Source organism: Mycoplasma sp. 21DD0573 (assembly GCF_034863425.1).
Classification (GTDB): domain Bacteria; phylum Bacillota_I; class Bacilli_A; order Mycoplasmatales; family Metamycoplasmataceae; genus Mycoplasmopsis.
Genome location: NZ_JAYFEZ010000001.1, coordinates 23,360 through 43,330 on the forward strand (window position 1 = coordinate 23,360; position 19,971 = coordinate 43,330).

The 19,971-nt window shown below is 30.1% G+C and carries 9 protein-coding genes; 8 read left to right on the forward strand and 1 reads right to left on the reverse strand.

Annotated features, from left to right (window positions below; genetic code table 4):
• The first annotated feature begins 2 nt into the window (after positions 1-2).
• From VBM86_RS00130 to VBM86_RS00165, 8 genes are all read left to right on the forward strand, one after another.
• Positions 3-1,490: an RNA polymerase sigma factor gene (locus tag VBM86_RS00130; protein ID WP_323189438.1), complete on the forward strand. Its 1,488-nt coding sequence runs from the start codon at positions 3-5 to the stop codon at positions 1,488-1,490.
• A gap of 37 nt (positions 1,491-1,527) precedes the next feature.
• Positions 1,528-2,319 carry a Nif3-like dinuclear metal center hexameric protein gene (locus VBM86_RS00135; RefSeq protein ID WP_323177506.1) on the forward strand — a complete coding sequence of 264 codons (792 nt, stop codon included), beginning with the start codon at positions 1,528-1,530 and terminating at the stop codon, positions 2,317-2,319.
• Between the two features lie 179 nt (positions 2,320-2,498).
• Positions 2,499-3,725 (forward strand): replication-associated recombination protein A, encoded by a 1,227-nt coding sequence (locus VBM86_RS00140; protein WP_323189439.1) that lies wholly within the window; start codon positions 2,499-2,501, stop codon positions 3,723-3,725.
• Complete coding sequence (gene pheS / locus VBM86_RS00145) at positions 3,726-4,679, forward strand: phenylalanine--tRNA ligase subunit alpha (RefSeq protein WP_323189440.1); 954 nt, start codon at positions 3,726-3,728, stop codon at positions 4,677-4,679. It begins immediately after the preceding gene.
• Positions 4,669-5,340 carry a uracil-DNA glycosylase gene (locus tag VBM86_RS00150; protein ID WP_323189441.1) on the forward strand — a complete coding sequence of 224 codons (672 nt, stop codon included), beginning with the start codon at positions 4,669-4,671 and terminating at the stop codon, positions 5,338-5,340. Before pheS ends, VBM86_RS00150 begins: the two co-directional genes overlap by 11 nt.
• Positions 5,341-5,343: 3 nt before the next feature.
• Positions 5,344-7,542, forward strand: coding sequence for a phenylalanine--tRNA ligase subunit beta (locus VBM86_RS00155; protein ID WP_323189442.1), 2,199 nt, complete (start codon positions 5,344-5,346; stop codon positions 7,540-7,542).
• A 7-nt stretch (positions 7,543-7,549) separates the two neighbouring features.
• A complete protein-coding gene (glyA, locus tag VBM86_RS00160) occupies positions 7,550-8,812 on the forward strand; it encodes a serine hydroxymethyltransferase (RefSeq protein ID WP_323189443.1) in 1,263 nt (420 codons plus the stop codon).
• A 216-nt stretch (positions 8,813-9,028) separates the two neighbouring features.
• Positions 9,029-14,677 (forward strand): phosphatidylinositol-specific phospholipase C domain-containing protein, encoded by a 5,649-nt coding sequence (locus VBM86_RS00165; RefSeq protein ID WP_323189444.1) that lies wholly within the window; start codon positions 9,029-9,031, stop codon positions 14,675-14,677.
• A 119-nt stretch (positions 14,678-14,796) separates the two neighbouring features.
• On the opposite strand, the gene VBM86_RS00170 is transcribed toward VBM86_RS00165, so the two are convergent.
• The gene (locus VBM86_RS00170) at positions 14,797-19,950 is read right to left on the reverse strand and encodes a M60 family metallopeptidase (RefSeq protein WP_323189445.1); all 5,154 of its coding nucleotides are present in this window, start codon (positions 19,948-19,950) and stop codon (positions 14,797-14,799) included.
• Positions 19,951-19,971 lie beyond the last annotated feature (21 nt).

The window sequence follows — 19,971 nt, forward strand, 5'->3', positions numbered from 1 at the left end:
TTATGTATAAATTTGAAGAGATTATTAATTATATGAAGAGAGAGCTTAAAAAGCGCCACAAGTATTACTTAACTCAAGAAGAAGTCTTTGATATCTTAAGCTCAAAAGGTTTATCTATTGATGAAGACACTATTGATGATTTTATGTCAGAATTAAAAGATAACAATATTATTATTGATGATGTTGACTTTGGTGACAATGATGACTATACAGAAGCTGATTTTGAAGATGTAGCACCTGCAAAATCAAAAAAATCTAAGAAAACAAAAGAAAAAAGTCTAGATGACTATGATTTTGAAAAATTAACTGACCTTGATGATCAGGAACCTGACTTTGACAGTAGCTTTGATTCTGATGATATGGATGATGATGAGTATTATGAAGATGACGAAAACGAAGATTACTACACAATTCCAGATGAAGAAATAGAAGCTGATGAAGAAGAGGAAGACGAAGAAAAAGAACATGAAGTTCAAAGATTAAGCGATGAATTCTTTGATGATGCAGGAATTGATTCAGGTTTTGATGATATGGATTTAGTTTTTGAAACTTACGATGAACCAATCGAATTAGTTGACGATACAAAAATTAAATACAACTTATCAAACAAACTTACTGAAACAAATGACATTGTTAAATGATATATGCGTTGAATCGGTAAATATGGAGAATTATTAACTTTAGAAGAAGAAAAACACTTAGCTAAATTAATGGAAAAAGGTGGTTTCAGAGGAAAAAGAGCAAGAGACAAACTTATCCAAAGAAACTTACGTTTAGTTATTAACAATGCTAAAAAATACAAAAACAGAGGGCTTACATTTATTGACTTAATTTCTGAAGGTAACTCAGGTATCTTAAAAGCTGTTCAAAAATATGACGTTAACAAAGGGTTTAAATTTTCAACATATGCTACTTGATGAATTAGACAAGCTATCACAAGAGCTGTGGCTGACCAAGCTAGAACAATCCGTGTGCCTGTTCATATGGTTGAAACAATTAACAAAATTTCAAAAATTGAGCGTGAATTACAACAAGAATTAGGAAGAGAACCATCTGATGAGGAAATTGCAGAAAGATACCAAAATGGATATGATGCTGCTAAAGTTAGATACATTAGAAAAATTAATATTGACCCTATTTCATTAGATAAACAAGTCGGTAAAGAAAACGATTCATCATTCAGTGACTTTGTTAAAGATGATAACATTGTTTCGCCGGTTGATTATGCTTCACAAGAAGAATTAGAAGAAATCTTATTAGATATGGTTAACAACCTTGATCCAGAAGATAAAAAACTTATTTGTAAACGTTTTGGTATTGGTGTTGATGAAAACGGAAATAAATACAGAGTGCACTCATTAGAAGAATTAGCGCTAGACCGTGGAGGAGTTTCTAAAGAACGTGTAAGACAAATTGAAAACAAAATCTTACGTAAACTTAAATCAGATCCAAAGCACGGTAAAAACTTAAAAGACTTTATTAGAAACTAAAAACAACAATTAAACAAAATTAGGAAAAATAGATATTATGAGAGAAAAAAGTTTAAAAATTAAAGATTTTATTGAATTATTAAACAAAATGTACCCATTAGAAAACAAAGAAATTTGAGATCCATCAGGGTACTCAGTTAAAACAGTTCAAGCTAAAAAATTCAAAGGTGCAGTTTTGGCAATTGACCTTACAAAAGAAGTGCTTCAAGAAGCAATTGATAATGATTGTAACGTTATCTTAACACACCACCCATTCAAATTCGAAAGAAGATGAATTGATGAAGATTACAAAGCACCATACAAAAGAGAAATCTTAAATTTACTTAGAAAACACCAAATTACAGCATTCTCAATGCACACAAATTACGACTGCGATCCAAAAGGTACTTCATACCAAATTGCAAGATATATGGGTATAGAAGCAAAACAAAATGAAGAATTAACACAAAAATTCTCATCAGTTGTTGATGCTAATTTATCATTAAACCAAATTAAAGAATTATTAGAAAAAAGATTAGGATTGCACTCATTCAGAACTAATGTTGCACCTGAAAACTACGATAAAAAATTCAAAACAGTTGCAATCTTAAGTGGAAGTGGATACATTGGACAAATTAATGATTTAGCTACAAAATGTGACTTAATCATTTCAAGTGACTTTAGATGAAGTGACTGAATTGTATTTGACCAAACAAACACAAACATTTTAGAAGTTCCACACTTAGATGAAGAAGTATTTGCGCTTGATATGTATGAACAACTTCAAGAAATGCTTCCAAATCATAAATTCATTTTTGTTAAAACTAATGTACCATATCACAATATGTAATTAACTAAATTTAACTGCTACAAAGCAGTTATTTTTATTTTTATAATAGTGTGCAAGCTTTAAAAGTTTTGCTACTTTAAACTTTTATTACTATAAACTAAACAACAAAGTGCAATCTTTAAAAAAATAAAAATGTATAATTAATAAAATTTATTTTATTAATTAACTAAAAGGGTGTTATGAACAATAAAAATCTAGCAAATTTAATTAGGCCAACTAAATTAGAAGACATTGTCGGACAAAAGCATGTTGTTAAATTACTTGAAAAAGTTGTCGCAAACAAAATATCAACAAGTTTTATTTTCTTTGGTGAATCAGGAACCGGTAAGACAACAAGTGCAATGATTTTGGCTAACCAATTAGGTCTTAAGTATGATTTATTTAACGCATCAGTTGATAATAAAGATAAATTAATTAATATTTTGAAAAATAATGATGTAATCATCATCGATGAAATACATAGATTAAATAAAGATAAGCAAGACATTTTGTTATCTTATCTAGAATTTGACAAGATTATTGTTTATGCAACTACAACAGAAAACCCTTACTTTAAAGTTGTACCTGCTCTAAGAAGTAGAATGCAAATTGTGCAGTTTTTTAAGATTTCAGAAGATGAGATCGCAGAAAAACTTAATCAAATTGTTAAAGAAAGTTTTCCTAACTATTTAATTAGTATGGATGTTCTAAAAAACTTAGCTAGATTTTCTTCAGGAGACTTAAGATTAAGCATTAACAATTTACATATGCTCATTTTATGTTCTGATCCAGGTGTAGAAATTACTAAAGAGCAACTGAAACAAGTTATTCCAAATATTAACTTCTATAGTGACTTAAATTCAAGCGCACATTACAACAATTTATCTGCATTTCACAAATCTCTTAGAGGTTCAGATGTAAATGCTGCACTATATTATGGGATGTTAATTTTAAAAAGTGGAGATGTTGATGGATTATTCAGGAGAATGATTTGTGCATCATATGAAGATATTGGTCACGCTTCACCGAATGTAAGCTTAAGAGTGCTAAATGCGATTGAAGCTTTTGAGCGACTTGGAATGCCTGAAGGGAAATTACCAATTGCTTTTGCAATTATTGATATTGCACTAGCACCAAAAAGTAACTCAACATACATTGCAATAGAAAACACAGAGCAAATCTTAGATTCAGGACAAATTTATCAAATACCAAAACATTTAAGAGATTCACATTATGCATCAGCAGCTAAATTAGGTGATGGAGTTGATTACAAATATCCACATAACTACTGAAACAATTATGTTAATCAGCAATATTTACCAAAAGAATTATCTAAAGCAGAATTTTATTTTGCTGGATTAAATGAAAACGAACAAAAATACAAAAAATATTGACAAAAAATCAAGGAAGCAATTAAGGAGGATTAGATGAATTTAAAATTAGAAAACATTAATTCATTAGAAGATCTTAAATTAGCAAAAGCAAGTGTATTTTCAAATGAGGGAGAAATTTACAAACTACAACAAGAATTAAAAACAGCCCCAGTTGAACAAAAGAAAGAAATCGGACAAAAAATTACAGTTCTTAAAAAAGAATATGAAGATTTCTTTAAGTTAGCTGAAGAAAGAATTCAAAAACTTGAAATTGAAAAGAAAATTAATTCAGAATTTATTGACGTAACAATTCCTGTTTTAAAACCTGGAGCATTACACCCAATCACACTTGTTGAAGAAAGATTAAGAGATTGATTTTTCCAACACGGATACTATGAACGTAAAGATGGTGAAATTGTATCTGATGAATATAACTTTAAACGTTTAAATATTCCAGATGATCACCCTGCTAGAGGAATGCATGACTCACTTTACATTACAGAACAAACTTTATTAAGAACACATAATACAGGTATTACTGCAAAAGTTCTTGAAGAAAACCCTAATAAGGAATTTTCAACTTTTGCTATTGGTAAAGTTTACAGAAATGATGAAGATGATGCAACTCACTCACACCAATTTACTCAAATTGACTTTGTTACAGTTGGAAAAGTTTCATTCTCTAATTTAATTTGAACTCTTAAAGATTTACTTTCATATGTTTTAGAAGAAAACGTTGAAATCAGATTAAGACCAAGTTACTTCCCATTCACTGAGCCAAGTGTTGAAGTTGATGTATTTTACAAAAATAGATGAATTGAAATTTTAGGTGCTGGTATGCTTCATCCAAGTGTGTTAGAAATGGCCGGTTTTGATTCATCATTTAACGGTTTTGCAGCTGGTATTGGAATTGAACGTATCACAATGATTAAATATGGTTTTACAGATATAAGAGATTTATACAGAAATGATTTAAGAATAATGGAGCAATTTAAAAATGAAAGATAGTTTTTTAAAAATATTACAATCAGAAGGTCAAAAACCATACTTTACAAAAATTTTAGATAAATTAAAAGAAGAAGAAACAAATGGAGTTAAAGTTTTTCCACATCAAATGGATTTATTTAAACCATTTGAATTCTTCCAAGTTAATGAAACTAAAGTTATTATCTTAGGTCAAGATCCATACCACACATTAGGTTTAGCTGATGGATTAGCATTTTCAACATACGATGATAAATTTGCTCCATCACTAAATAATATGCTTAAGGAACTTAAAAAAGATTATCCTAAAACAAAATTAGAAACAACTTCACTTGTTTCTTGAGCTAAACAAGGTGTTTTATTATTAAATACAGTTTTAACAGTTGCTCAAAGCAAGCCTGCTTCACACTTCAGAATAGGATGAGAAACTTTCACACACAAAGTAGTTGAGGAAGTAGTTGCGAAAAACCCTAATGTTATTGTGGTTGCGTTAGGTAAAAAAGCACAAAAATTCATTAAAGATATAGCAATTAATCCTAAGAACTTAGTTGAACTTGCACACCCAAGTCCATATAGTTACAACAAAGGTTTTGCAGATTCACACTTATTTAAAACTATTAATAAAAAACTTAAACAAAACAATGTAAAACCAATCGAATGAGATTTAACTAAAGGAGGAAAGTAATTTATGATTTTATCTTTAAAACATTTAAATAAATATTTACCAAATATTAAGTTAGATGCAAAAGAAGTAGAAAAAGCATTAAACAACTTAGGTTTAGAAGTTGAATCAGTTTCACCTTTCTCTGATGTTAAAGGTTTAGTATTTGCAAAAGTTTTAGAAGTTTCGGCTAACCCTAATTCAGACAAATTAGATGTAGTTAAAGTTTTAACAAAACAAGGTGAATACACAATTCAAACAAATAACAGAATTTTAAAACCAGGCGACCTTACAATTTGCTTCCCGACAGGTGCATCAAAAAGTGATTTTGTTTTCGCAGACAAAGAAATTAAAGGTGTTTTATCACAAGGAATGTTCGGTGCGTGATCTGAAATTGGATATGATAATTCACTTTTATCATATACTGACTCAATTTTAGTTTTACCAAACGATTTTGCTACACTTGAAGATGATGCAATGGAACTTTTAGGTCTTAATGACACACTTATTGAAATTTCAGTAACAGCAAACAGAAATGATGCGAACTCATATTATGTTTTAGCTAGAGAATTAGCTTCATATTTTGATACTAACTTTATAAGCGTATTAAAAGAAACGCCAAGTTCATTTACAACACAATTTACAGTTAATAAAAACAAAGCACAACATTTATCATTTACAGAAGTTAAAGGTAAAAAAGAAACAACTTTATATGAAAAAATGTTACTTGCAAAACACGGTATCGATACAAAATTTGACTGAGCAGTTAATTTAACAAACTTAACATTGATTAACTACGGTGTGCCTGCTCACGTTTATGATGCTACAAAATTAGAAAACAATTTAAGTGCAGATTATTATTCAGGAAAATTAGTTATTTTGGGAAATAAAGAAGTTGAATTAAATAATGTTTTAACAATTTTTGCTAACAATAAACCAGTTTCAGTTGCTTGCGCTATGGGTCTAGAAGACACAAAAGCTACAGAGCAAACAAATGATTATTTATTTGAAGTTGGAGTGTTTAAGTCTACAGATGTTAGACATTCATCTAAAGAACTTAAATTAATTTCAAACTCAGCTGCACAAGGCGCAAGAACAATTACACCGGAATTAGCAAGTTTAGCAGTTAAATTCATCAGATCATACTGCAATGATTTACAAGTCTCAAATACAATTGGTCAATTTGAATTTGATAGCTACAAAGAAATAAAAATTGATAATGAAAAATTAAAAGTTTACTCAAATAAATCAGACAATCAATTAGCTGAATTTAACAAAGCTAAAGACCAATTAAGTAAATTAGGATTTATCTTTGAAGTAGACATTGTTAAAGTTCCTAACTATAGATATGATGTTAACTTATTTGAAGATGTTATGGAAGAATTATTCAGATTCTATTCATACAGCAACTTTAAAGAAGAAGTTGTTAAAAACGTTCCATTAATTACACAATCAAAAGATAGAACAAAAAATATTATTAGTGGAATGGGTTATTCAGAAGTTAGAACATTTACACTTGTTTCTAAAGAAAAAGCAGACTTTAAAGTTTTAGACTTAAAAGAAACTGTTGGACCTTTATTAACATTCGTATCTAAAGAAAGAGAATACGTACGTAATTCAATTATTGTTTCATTACAAGAAGTTGTTGAATACAATCAAAAACGTAAATTAAACTCAATTAACATTTTTGAAGTAGGAATGATCGGGAACTCTAATGAAGTTTTAGGTCTTGCTTTAACAACTAAATCATTCTTTGAAATGAAACAAGATATTATCAACTTTGCAAAATTAGATTTAGAATTTATTCCTTTAAAAGACAATGCATTAGTTCATCCAAATGCATCTGCAAAAATTGTTTACATTGACCAAAACACATGTGCACAAGTTGAATTGGGTTGATTAGGTAAAATTCATCCATCAATTGATAAAACAAATGCATTCTATGCTGAATTATTCATAGATGTGATTAAAAACATTAGAAACAAAGAAGCAGCAACTAAATTCCAATCAGTTAATACCGAACCATACAAAACACTTGATCTTACATTTGAACTTGCAAGCGGTGAGTACATTCAAGATAAAATTAATCAAATTAAATCAGTTTCAGATTGTTTCAGCATTGACCAAATTGATGATTACAAAAAAGAAAATTCACACAATGTAACACTTAGAATTACAGGTTCAAGTGAGCAAATTGAAAAAATAGATTCACACTTTAACAACTAGGAGACCTATGTATTCAGATATTACTTTAAAAGATAAATTAGTTCAAGAAGCAATTAACAATGAACTAAAAAGACAAGAAGATCACATTGAATTAATCGCTAGCGAAAACTATGTTTCAGAAGATGTGCTTAAAGCTCAAGGTAGTGTTTTAACAAACAAATATGGTGAAGGTTACCCAAATAGAAGATATTATGGTGGATGTGAAAATGTTGACGTAGTTGAACAAGCTGCTATTGATAGATTAAAAGCCATTTTTGGTGTTAAATTTGCTAACGTGCAACCTTATTCAGGTTCAGTTGCAAACGCTGCCGCTATTGCGTCAGTTGTACCTAGTGGTGGAAAAATTATGGGACTTTCACTTAGTTCAGGTGGACACTTAACACACGGATACAAAATCAGTTTTAGTGGAATTTTCTATGAATCAGTTTCATATGATTTAGGTAAAGATGGAATTTTAGATTATGATGCAATTTTAGAACTTGCTCTAAAAGAAAAACCACACTTGATTATTTGTGGTTATTCAGCTTACTCAAGAACAATTGACTTTGCTAAATTCAGAGAAATAGCTGATAAATGTGGTGCAAAATTACTTGCTGATATAGCTCACATTGCAGGACTTGTTGCTGCTGGAGAACACCCATCGCCAGTTGGTTATGCAGATATTATTACTTCTACAACACATAAAACACTACGTGGAGGTAGAGGTGGTATCATTATGACTAATGATGAAGAAATTGCTAAAAAAATCGACAGATGAGTATTCCCTGGATACCAAGGTGGGCCATTATTCCACGCTATAGCTGGAAAAGCTGTAAGCTTTTACGAAGCTATGCAACCTATGTTTAAAGAATATGCAAAAAACATTAGATTAAATGCAGCTAAGTTATGTAATTACTTCATTAACAAGGGTGCAAAAATTATTTCAGGTGGAACAGATAACCACTTATTTATGATTGATGTTTTATCAACTTATAATATTAGTGGTAAAGAAGCTGAAGAAATCTTAGGTAAAATCAACATTACATTAAACAAAAACACAATTCCATTCGATACACTTTCACCATTTGTGGCAAGTGGTATTAGAATTGGGACTGCTGCTATGACAAGTAGAGATTTTACAGAATGAGATAAATTAGCTGACATAATTGATTACACACTTAGAAATTATCAAATGTTAAGTTCAGAAAAAGGAATTGATAAACTAAATGAACTTAAACAAGAAGTTTTAGAATTAACTAAAAAATTCCCAATCAAAAAATCATATTTATAAGATGCAATTGCATCTTATTTTTTTCTTTTATAATATTCTACTAGACTTAAAAGTGAAAAATGTAAATCAAATTTAAATAAGCTAATAAATCTTGAAATTTAACAATCAGACATTGCGTATAGTGTTTAGAATTTGTTAAAATAGACAGATAAAATATAATAAATTTATTTATAAATTTATTAGGATTACTCAAATTTTGAGTAGGTTGGTACATTTATGAAAAAAAGAAATAAGAAATTAATAATAAGTTTAACTCTCGGAGCAGCTCCGATTCTTTCGTTGACTGCAATTTCAGGAATTGTTCAACAAAGAGTTTCTTGAACAGATGAAAATAAAGCTTATTCAGATGATACACAAACACAATTGAATTTAAGTGATTGAATGGCTGATGTTGATGGGGATAAATTACTATCAGAGCTTTCTATACCAGGAACTCACGATAGTGGTATGTATGATGGTAGAGGTGTTAAATGATTTTTCGGTTCTGCTTGAGCAAGAACACAGTACAAAAATTTACCTACCCAATTAAAAATGGGTATTCGTTATTTTGATATTCGCTTAGATAGAAGTAATTCAGTTAATCACGGTGGAGCATATTCGAATAACTTATATCTACAAAATGTGTTAGACGAGTGTAAAAAATTCTTAACTGCACACTCAAGTGAAACAATCATTTTACGTATAAAAGATGAAAATGTAGATGTTGGTAATTTATCTGCTACAGATTGTATAAAATGAAGAAACTTAATAATCGATAATCTTTATAAATTCAAAGATATCCTCTTCAAAAATTATTCTCGCAATAATAATCTGAACCCAACACTTAATGAACTAAGAGGTAAAGTTTTTGTTGTAAATAACTTTCACCACAAAGTTTATTCAGATAATAACTATGGAACTTTCATTGATCATGGTAATAACTGAAATATACGACAAGATGTATACGATTCAACAGAAGATGTAAAGAAGAGAATGTTTGAGAATATGGCAAACATGTATCAAGATCCAAATGATTTCCACAATGACATAATGACCAACTTCCTTTCAAGATCTAACGGTGAGCAACCTTGATGAACTAGCAAACCTTTAAATAAATGACTTGTTAAAAAACTTAAAGAAAAAGAAGATCAATGAGAACATTTAGGAATTGTACCAATGGACTTCCCTGGAGATGCTCTTGCATTGGCTATAGTGCGTAAAAACTATATGTATAGTCAAAGAGTAATTAACCGTGGAATTTTAGGAAGACAATTAAATGCGATTCCTGTTACTAAATTAGTTGACAATACATCGATTATCGAATTAAGCCAACCTATGAAAGATTACTTTGTTGAAGTTTACAAAGGTAATAATCTTTTAGAAAAGAAAAAGATAACTGATACAAATACAAGAATTCAGTTAGCTAATAAATTTGTTTTAAACGATTCAATCAAATTAGTTTTCTATAAAGAAACTCCAACAAACATTTACTATCCAACTCCAAAAAGAATTTTAAATGTTGAAGGGAGACTTACAGTTTCTAGAAATGAAGAATATGTAAATAAACTTCTTAGCATAGGGAGAAGTTATGTGGCATATTCAGATACTCTTGCTAATACAACTTACCAAAATTTCATTAGATTTCATATTCAAAATGAAATTGTAAGTGTAGCTAATTCATATATCATTCAACCAATGACTGACCAAAGAGGTGAATGAGCTAATTTATTTGATTCAGATAAAACTGAAGTTCAAAATAAAATTACAAACTTAAAAAATGCTTATGAAGCTTTAAAATCAGATATAAAAACATTTAATTCATCAGTTCCATTTAGAAATTCTCAATTAAGTTTTATAACAACTGCTGACAAATCTAAATTATCAGAAGATAATTATCAAGCATTTCAAGATGCAATTACAACAATTCCTAAATTACCTGAATATCAAAATGTTCTTAATATTTACATCAAGAAGAAAAATAAATTAGCTAGATTAAAAACAATCTTGAATGATCTTCAGGATTATTTGTGACTATTCAATCAAAAAGTTACTGACTTAGATTTAGATAATTTACAAATTAACTACCAAGATAAAAAAGCAGAATTAAACGAAAATATTCAATCTATTCAAGTTATCATTAAAGAAACAATTAATAATGATGCAACTATTGATTTTGCGAATTTAAAAAACAGATTACAAACTCATTATGATAAATGCGCTCAAATTATTAAATCACTTGAAGACTTAAAAAAACAACATGATCAAAACTTATATAGAGAAAGATTAAGATCTGCATTACAAAAATGTGAAGAACAAAAAACACAAATCAATTACTTACTCGATAATAGTGGTTGAGCAACTAAAATTGATCAATTAATTACTGAAATTAATGAGCAATTAACACTTTCAGAAATTCAAGAAACAAATGTTAATGATATTGAACAACGTATGCAATCTGCTATTTCGATGTTAAATGGACAATCTAATTTAGATTCAATTAGACAATCTATTTTGTCATCTAAATATTTAGAGCAAAGCGTTATTGATCAAAAAGTTGCTGAACTTAACCAAAAAAGATCTTATGCAGACGCAATTGCATTGCAAAATGCAGTTGAACAATTAAATAATTTTGAACATCAAGCTATTAATCAAACAATTGATAGTTTATCTAACTTAACTGATACACAAGAATCAAGTGCAAAAACTTCAGTTGAACAATGTGCAAATAGAGTTGCGATGAATTCAATAGTCTCAAATGTAATTAAATTAAACAACTTTAATGCTCAACTCAAGAATTTTGATTCTGTAAAGTCATCAATTAACTATATAGAAGCATCGACAGATCTTAAAAAAGCTTATGATAATGCAGAAATAGTTGCTAATACAGTTAAAAATTCAAATTCATTTGATAGAGGAATTGAGAATATCGATACTGCAATACAAAACTTGCAGATAGCAAAAAACAACTTAGATGGTCAAAGAAGATTAGATACTGCAAAAGCAGAAGCTAACAAAAATATTGATAAATTAACTTACTTATCAGATAATGTTCAAAAACCAGGTGCTAAAACCTCTATTAGTAATGCGCAAACTGTAAATGATGTAAATTTATTTGTTTCTAATGCTACAAAATTAAATGCTGCATTAGAACAACTTTCAATTGCTGATTCGAAATTAAATCAACCAGCATATACAGAAGCTGCAAAGAATAAAAAACAAACATTTGATTCTGCTAAAAGTGCAATAGACAATATCAAATCAAATTCAGACTTTACAACATCAATTTCTAATATTGATAGCTTAACAGTTGACTTAAAAAACGCTATCAAGGGTCTTGATGGTGATTCTAGATTATCATCTGCAAGAACAACTGCGTTAAATGAGTTGAATAAATTAACTAATTTAACTGGAGAACGAATAAAAGCTGCACAAGATGCAATCAATGCTGCTAACACAATTAATTTAGTTAATTTAAAATTACTTGAAGCTCAAAAACAAAATTCAATCAACAAAATTAATTCATTATCTAATCTAGGACAGACCCAAAAAGAAAAAGCAGCTGAATTAATTAATAATAAAACTACAAAAACTGAAATTGATGCAATTCAATGAAACTATTCAAAAGTTGATTATGCACTTCCAAAAATTAAAGAAGCTGAATATGAAAAATCAACAATAAACTACACTGAAGCTGAAGGTTCTAGAAAAACAAACTTTGATACTATATTGGACAGTTTATTACCATTAAAATCACAAACTGATTTTTCAACATTACCTGCTAATTTTGATGCAAATGTTATAGCTCTTGAGAATGCAAAAGGTAACTTGAATGGATTAGACAGACTTAAAAAAGAAAAAGAACAAGCTAACGTTTTCATTTCTAATTTAAGTGAATTATCAAATGAACAAAAAGATGCTTTTGCAAATAGCATAACTTCAGCCAACTCAATTTCAGAAGTTACAGATATTAAAAACAATGCTGAAAAACTTAATAATGCTTTAATTGAATTAAAAGCAGCAAGACAAACTGCGAAATCTGAATTGACTAAATTAACATACTTATTAGAAGAACAAATTACAGAAGCAAATAACCAAATCGATGCTGCTACAACAGTTCAAGGAGCAAAGAACATTGTTACAAACGCAACAAATGTTGATGCTGCAATTGAACAAGTTCAAAGATTTAATGATGTTAAGTCAAAAACAAAATTCACAGAAGCTGATTCAGATAAAAAACAAGTTGCTCAAACAGCGTTTGACAACTTAACAGGTGTAGAAACAGTAACGGACTTTACAACAAGTCCTATTGCTAATATCACAGAAAAAATAGAAGCTCTTAATAATGCAATCAACACACTTGATGGTCAGCAAAACTTAGATACTGCAATAGCTGTTGCTAAATCTGCTATTGATGGATTACCTAACTTATCAGATGATGAGAAAAGAGACTCAAAAACTGAAGTTGAAAAACAAACAACTATCACTAATGTTGCTGATAAATTATTAAATGCTAAAAAACAAGATGCATCAAATAAAATCGACTCATTATCAAACTTATCAGATGATGTGCAAAAACCAGTTGTTAAAGCTTTAATTAACTCAAAAGCAACTAAAGATGAAGTTGATGCAATTGTTGCTAAGGCAGAAAAGGTTAACAGTGGTATTGAAACGCTTGATGATGAAGTTGCGATAAAAGAAGAAATTCAATACAAACAAGCATCAGATGATGTTAAGATAAACTTTGATAATGCTATAACTGCATTAGATGGATTATCAAGCTACACAGACTTTGAAACTCCATTTGAACAATTAGATATTAAATTACAAGCTGTATCTGAAGCTAAGAGTTCATTAAATGGTAAAGATAGATTAGATGCTGCAAAAGCTGAAGCAATTAAAGCTATTGATGCACTTGAAAACTTAACATCAGTTCAAAAAGATCCTGCTAAAAATGAAGTTGAATCTAAAACATCAATTGCTGATGTTGAAGAAAAATTACTTGAAACTCAAAAAGAAGATGCTATAGTTAAGATTAACTCATTACCTAAATTATCGGAAACTCAAAAAGAAAAAGCTATGAAATTAGTAGAAGCTAAATCTGGTAAAGCACAAATTGATAAAGTAGTTTCAAATGCTTCAAGCATTGATACAGCAATTGCTAAAGTTGAATCTGCTATAGAACTTGAATCAGAAACCAAATACACTCAAGCTTCAAATCAAGATGTATTTGATGATGCAGTTACTGGTTTAAACGATTTAACAACAACACTTGACTTTGATGAACCATATCCTAACTTAGATAACAAGTTAGATACATTAAAATTAACTCACGATTCTCTTGATGGTGATGATAGATTAAAAACAGCTAAAGAAGAAGCGCTTACTGCTATCGAAGATGCCTCAAACTTATCGGATACTCAAAAAGAAGCTGCTAAAAAGACAGTAAACAGCTTAAATGAAGTTTCTAAGTTTGAAGACATTAAAAATAATGTAAAAGAAGTTAACAGTGCATTTGATGTTGTTGAGAATGCTAAAGCGATGAAAGAAACAACACAATACATTCAAGCTGATAAACAATTTAAAGATGCATTTGATAATGCATTATCTGCTTTTGAAGAAATTAAAGAAAAAGAAGACTTTACTACAGGAATTCCTAATTTATCTGAAAGATTAGTTGTACTTCAAAAAGCTACAGAAGCTCTTAACGGTAAAGTTAAACCACAAACTAAACCTGAATACCCTACTAAAGAAGAAGATAAAAAAGAAAACACAAATAGTGGTTCAAACTTAGTTGGTCCAATTGCAGGTGGTGTATCAGGATTACTTGCATTAATTGGTACCGGAGCTGGATTTATCTTCTACAAAAAACGTAGAAAACGTAAATAAATAATTTTTAAATTTAAACTTTCATCCTAGTGATGAAGGTTTTTTTTATTTTGTTTTTGCCAAAAAAGTAAAAGAAAAGAAGACACCGTAAGGTATCTTCTAAATTTTGCGATTACATCTTATTTGGTTAAAATGTAGTTAAAGAATAATGGTTTATTTTCTTTATTTACAATCTTCATTTTGTGATCTTTTGTTAAGTCATATTTTTCAGGTGTAAATAATGTTAATAAACAGTGGTTGTATGTTTCTTCAGTTGTAACTGCTGAAACATTTTCAAGAACTAATTCATCATCAATGTATACGTCAAATGATGACATATTTGGTCCTGTTTTTCCAAATAAGTCAATAGCGTCTGAGTTGAATGTAAATTCAAAGTATTCGTTAGCTTTTGAAACTTTAGCTGAAACACCATTGATTGCGTTGTTGATTTGATCATTTTCGTTTGTTAAAAATTCTCAAGATGTTCCATAGAATTGAATTCCAGAGTTGTTAATTGGTAATACTCTCTTGTTTTGAGTATCAAGACCAAATTTAATTTCTCTAATGATTGTAACTTTAAGCTTTCTTGTTTTTTCGTCGTCATTGATTGGTTCTCTCATTGTTGTAATGTGAACTTCTTCAATTCCATCATAAATAGCACCAAAGTCTAATCTATTAGTTAATGGAAGACCTTCTGTATCTTTTGTAGGGTCAACTACAAAGTTTAATGTTTTGAACACAACTGGCATATCAATAAATTCACCTTCGAATACTTCAACTTTTTCAGTTCTCTTAAGTTCGATTGTGTAATGAGTTGGACGGTATTGTTTTTGGAAGTCAGCTTTAGCAATAATATCCATAAAGCTTAATGTAGCAGGTTTTTGGAACTTGATATTAAAGTCTAATTTATCTGTTTGTCAAGTTTCAATTTTTGTGTCGTAAATTTGATCGTAAATTGCTTTATATTCTGTATTACCATTAATATAACGGTTTGAAGGCCCTCTAATGCTTAATGCAACAGGGTTTGTAACTTGAGATGAACCAGCGAATTTTGTAATTTGAAGGTCACTCTTAGTATCAGTAGGCATAAATCTTGGTTTGTATTGTCATTGTTTACCAGTTAATAATTCTTGGATTTTTTCTGGTGTATCGTATCAATCTGCTGGAAGATATGGACTTAATGCATAGTTGTTAATTTCGTAGATTGTATTAGAACCTGTATCATTGATTTTTTCCAATCAGAATGTTCTTCTTGGGTATGCAATATCATTTCAAGCCGCGATTGTAAGGTCGTAAACTTGTCCTTTTTGTAATGTTACTGTACCAAAATCTTTTAGTGCATTATTTGTTGAGTTAATTTCACCTTCGAATGCATCGCCAATCTTAATGTATCCTCAGTTAGAGAAGTAAGCTTTAATATTATATGATCCTGTTTCAGGTGCGATGAATTTTGCCTTAGATTCAACTAATTGTTTTTTACCTGTAAATGGATTTTGAAGTTTTCTTTGTTCAAAGTCTTCAACTAAAGTATCTTTTGGTTGAATGTTATTTGTTTTGATGTAGTTCATAATTTGTGAAATTGTTCTTAACCCTTTAACTTGACCATCTGTAAGTTGGTAAGTTGTTAAGACTGGACGGTTAACTACGTTTCTAAGTTTAATTTTGTATCTGTAAGCAGGTACATATCTTTTTGGTTTGTTTTCAAAGTCAGCTGGAATAACTTCCATATCAAATTCATCAATTTCTGCAAGTTTATCTGGATTTGCTCTATAGATAACTTTCATTCTTGTAGGATCTGATGGATCAAATTCTAAACTTCCACCTAATTTTGTTCTTGTCGGGAATTTAAGTTCTTTAATTCTAAAGTTAGAGTTAAGTGAGTTAATTCCATTTGCAAAGTCAAATGTAAAGTCTTGTCCTGCTGAAATTTGGTAAGCTGGAGCTGTATCTGAAGTATATTCAAATCTGTCTAGTTCACTGTTGTATAAGAATTGACCACAAGCATAAATGTTAGCGACAAAATCGAATGATGGTCATTGGAACATATCAAGCATTCTTTCGATGTTTTCTTGATCTGGATATTTAGCCATAAGCTCATTAATTTTATCTCCAGTTGCTCTTAATTTAGCAATGGCGTCTCTTTCTTTTTGAGCTCATTGTTTATCCATTTCTGTTAAGTTTCGAGGTCTATCTGAATCATTATATCCATAGTAACCTTTAGGATCAATTTCTTTACTTCCCTCAAATCTTCAGTCTTTTCAGTCAGCTTGAACTTTCTCAAATTCAGCTGCAGCTTTATTAGCTTCAGCCATAGCTGCATCAAATTCTGGTTTATGGTCGTTTGCAATATCAACTGTTGGTACTGATCGTTGTAATGATTCAATTGTGCTTGCGTATTGTTTTAATGCGTAGTAGAAGTTTAATTTGAAGTATTTAGATAAGTATCAAGTTGTCTTCAATTTCTTATCGTATAAACCATTTCTTCCTGACGATTTAACTCATTCAATAAAGTTAACTGGTCCTAATGTGTAAATCATATTTGAGTAAAGTGCGTATCAGTCAGCTTTTGTTTGGTTAATTGAATATGAGTTAGCTAATCTAGCTCAGTGTACATCAAAGTCTCCTGATGGGTTTGTGATTCCACGAAGTCTTGTTTTATCATTAATAAATGATAAGTTAATTACTGATGGAATGTTTGTTCATCCGTGGTCTCTTACATTGAATGGATCTTGGTGAGCTTGAAAGTTATGGTTAATTTCGTGGTAGTTTCCTCAATCATCAAATCCAAAGTCAGAAGCTCCTTTTAAGTAAGGTGATGCTCATCCGATTGCAGCTCAAAGGTTGTTTCCACCACCTCAAGCACCAGCTCCTCCTCAAACGTCATCACAGTAGTTAAGTGCTAACTTAGGTGAATTGTAGTCGTATCATAAGTATGACATTTCATAGAAACTGTCTCATTTGTGCATTTTTTCTTCAGGGAAGATAATATCATCAAATTTAACATGAGCAATAGCACTTGATGATGTATAAGGAATTGCTATACCTGTGTAGTTTGATTGAATTGTCATAATAGGTGCATTAATTGTACCTGCTTTAACAGCGGCCATTTGTGCATCTCATTCTGCTTTTGTTGTTTTTCCATAAACGTAGTGAAGTTGTTCAACTGCATTATAAACTTTAACGTCAAATGGAGCAGGGTTACCATTTTGATCTCTAAGAGTTACACCAACGTTAATTGATAATGCTCCACCAAATGGTGAACCAACTTTAACTCTTCTTGTGGCTGGGTCAATTTCGTTAAATCTAAATCTAAATCTTGATAGAACAAATGGGTAACGGTTAGAAATTTTACCTGTGTTGTCTGCTGGGTAGTTGTCTCAGTAGCTTTTGTTTACATAGAAATCAAATGGAACTTCACTGTAAATACCTGTAGTTTCATTTGGTGTTCCATATAATTCTTTAAGAATTTTGTATGTGTCTTCACTAATTTCAAATTCAATAACTTCTCCAGCTGGAGCATATAAACCAATAACGTTGTATCCTGTCATTGATGTGTTAATTGAAATTTCTTTTGTAACTGTTTGAGTTTCGTCTGTAACTACTCTTTCGAATCATTTATCTGCAGCAGGGTGTTTTTTAAGACGGTTATTTGCTATTTCTTCTTTAATGAAGTTTGCATCACTATATTTACGTGCACCTTCACCTGTGAACCCATCTATACCAATAACACCTTCAACTCTTTCGTTGTAAACAAGTTCACCCATACTAAGTTTTTGACCATTTACTTCAAAGAAAGCGCGATCGGCAAAGCTTGAACCATTTTTTTCGTAGTTAAAATCGTATCCAGGGTATCTGAATCCATAACTTGAATACATTTGGTTTAATTTTGTATCGTAAACTTGTTTTTGGATTGAAGGTCTAGTTTTTCTTTCAATGATTTTATCTGTATATGAAACAATGTCTAATCTGTTTGAAAGTAATGAACTGAATGGTTGAGTATTATTTGCGAGTGGTAATGCTGAAATAGTAACTGGTTTTAATCTTCACATTACACCAGCTGAATTTTTAACTACTAATGAATAGTCTCCATCTCTGTTTACATTTAATGTAGCTGAATGTTCATTTTCAATTAATGTTGTATATCTGTATCAAGATGAGTTAGTTCAATCTACACCATCAACATTACTTGCTGTAACTGTAGCTGCGTTATTTATTAATAATCCATCATTTGATGCAGTTAATTTTACATTTTGTAATGGGTTAACTTTGTAAACCATTTCCACATTAAGTTTCTTAACGTATTTTTTACCATTGTATGTTCCGATAACTTCAAGTTGGAAGTTAGAATCAATACCGATTTGGTTATTAAATACTTCTAAAGTACCTTTATCAGTAACACTAAATTCACTATCATTTGAATATCATTTGAATTGTTCAGGTTTTAATTCTTCTTTTCCAGCGACAAATTGTAATACAACTGGTTTACCTTCTTCTGGGAAGTAACCTTGGTTTGTGATTGTGAATTTAGCATTTTCAGTTAAACGGTTTGTTTCTTCTTCGCTTAACATATCAACTGGTGGATATTCAGGTTCTAGAATTCTTTCTGATGTAGTAGGTTGTGATGGAGTTTCTTCTCCAGTTTCTGGCTCTTCATAATCTGGTGTACCATTATCATCACCATTTCCTGTTCCTGGATTAGGATCAGTTGGTTCAGTTGATGAACCTCCATCTCCATTAGAATTACTTGGGGTTTCATTGCTTCCTCCACCATCACTATTTCCAGGGTTAGTAGGTTGTTCTGATGAAGTAGATGAACTTAATTTTTCTTCAGCAGCATTTAATGCATCAATTAAGCTTTGTTTGTTTTCTACTGGTGTAGTTAAATCGGTTTTAGCAGCAATAGCATCTTCAAGAGACTTTTTAGCTTCGTTAAATTTTTGTTTTTGCTCAGCTGATGCATTTGTGTATGCTTCAGATTTTTGTTTTTCATTAGCTTCATTTAATTTAGCAGCTAATTCATTTAAGTCTCTTGAGTTGTTTACAATATTATCAATTGCAGTTTTATCAGCAGCATCATTAATTTGTTTATAAATTGCATCTTTTTGTGCTTGAGTTAAGTTTGATAAATTAGCAACAATATTTTTAGAAGGTTGCTTGTCAACTGGTTGAGCAGGAGTGGGGGCTTCTTTTTTGCTTAATCCTAATCCAACTCCAGTACCAATTAATGCTGCAGCACCAACACCACCAAGTATTAGACCAATAATGAGTTTTCTTTTTCTATTTTTGTCAGCCATAATCATCCTTTCTTTTTATTT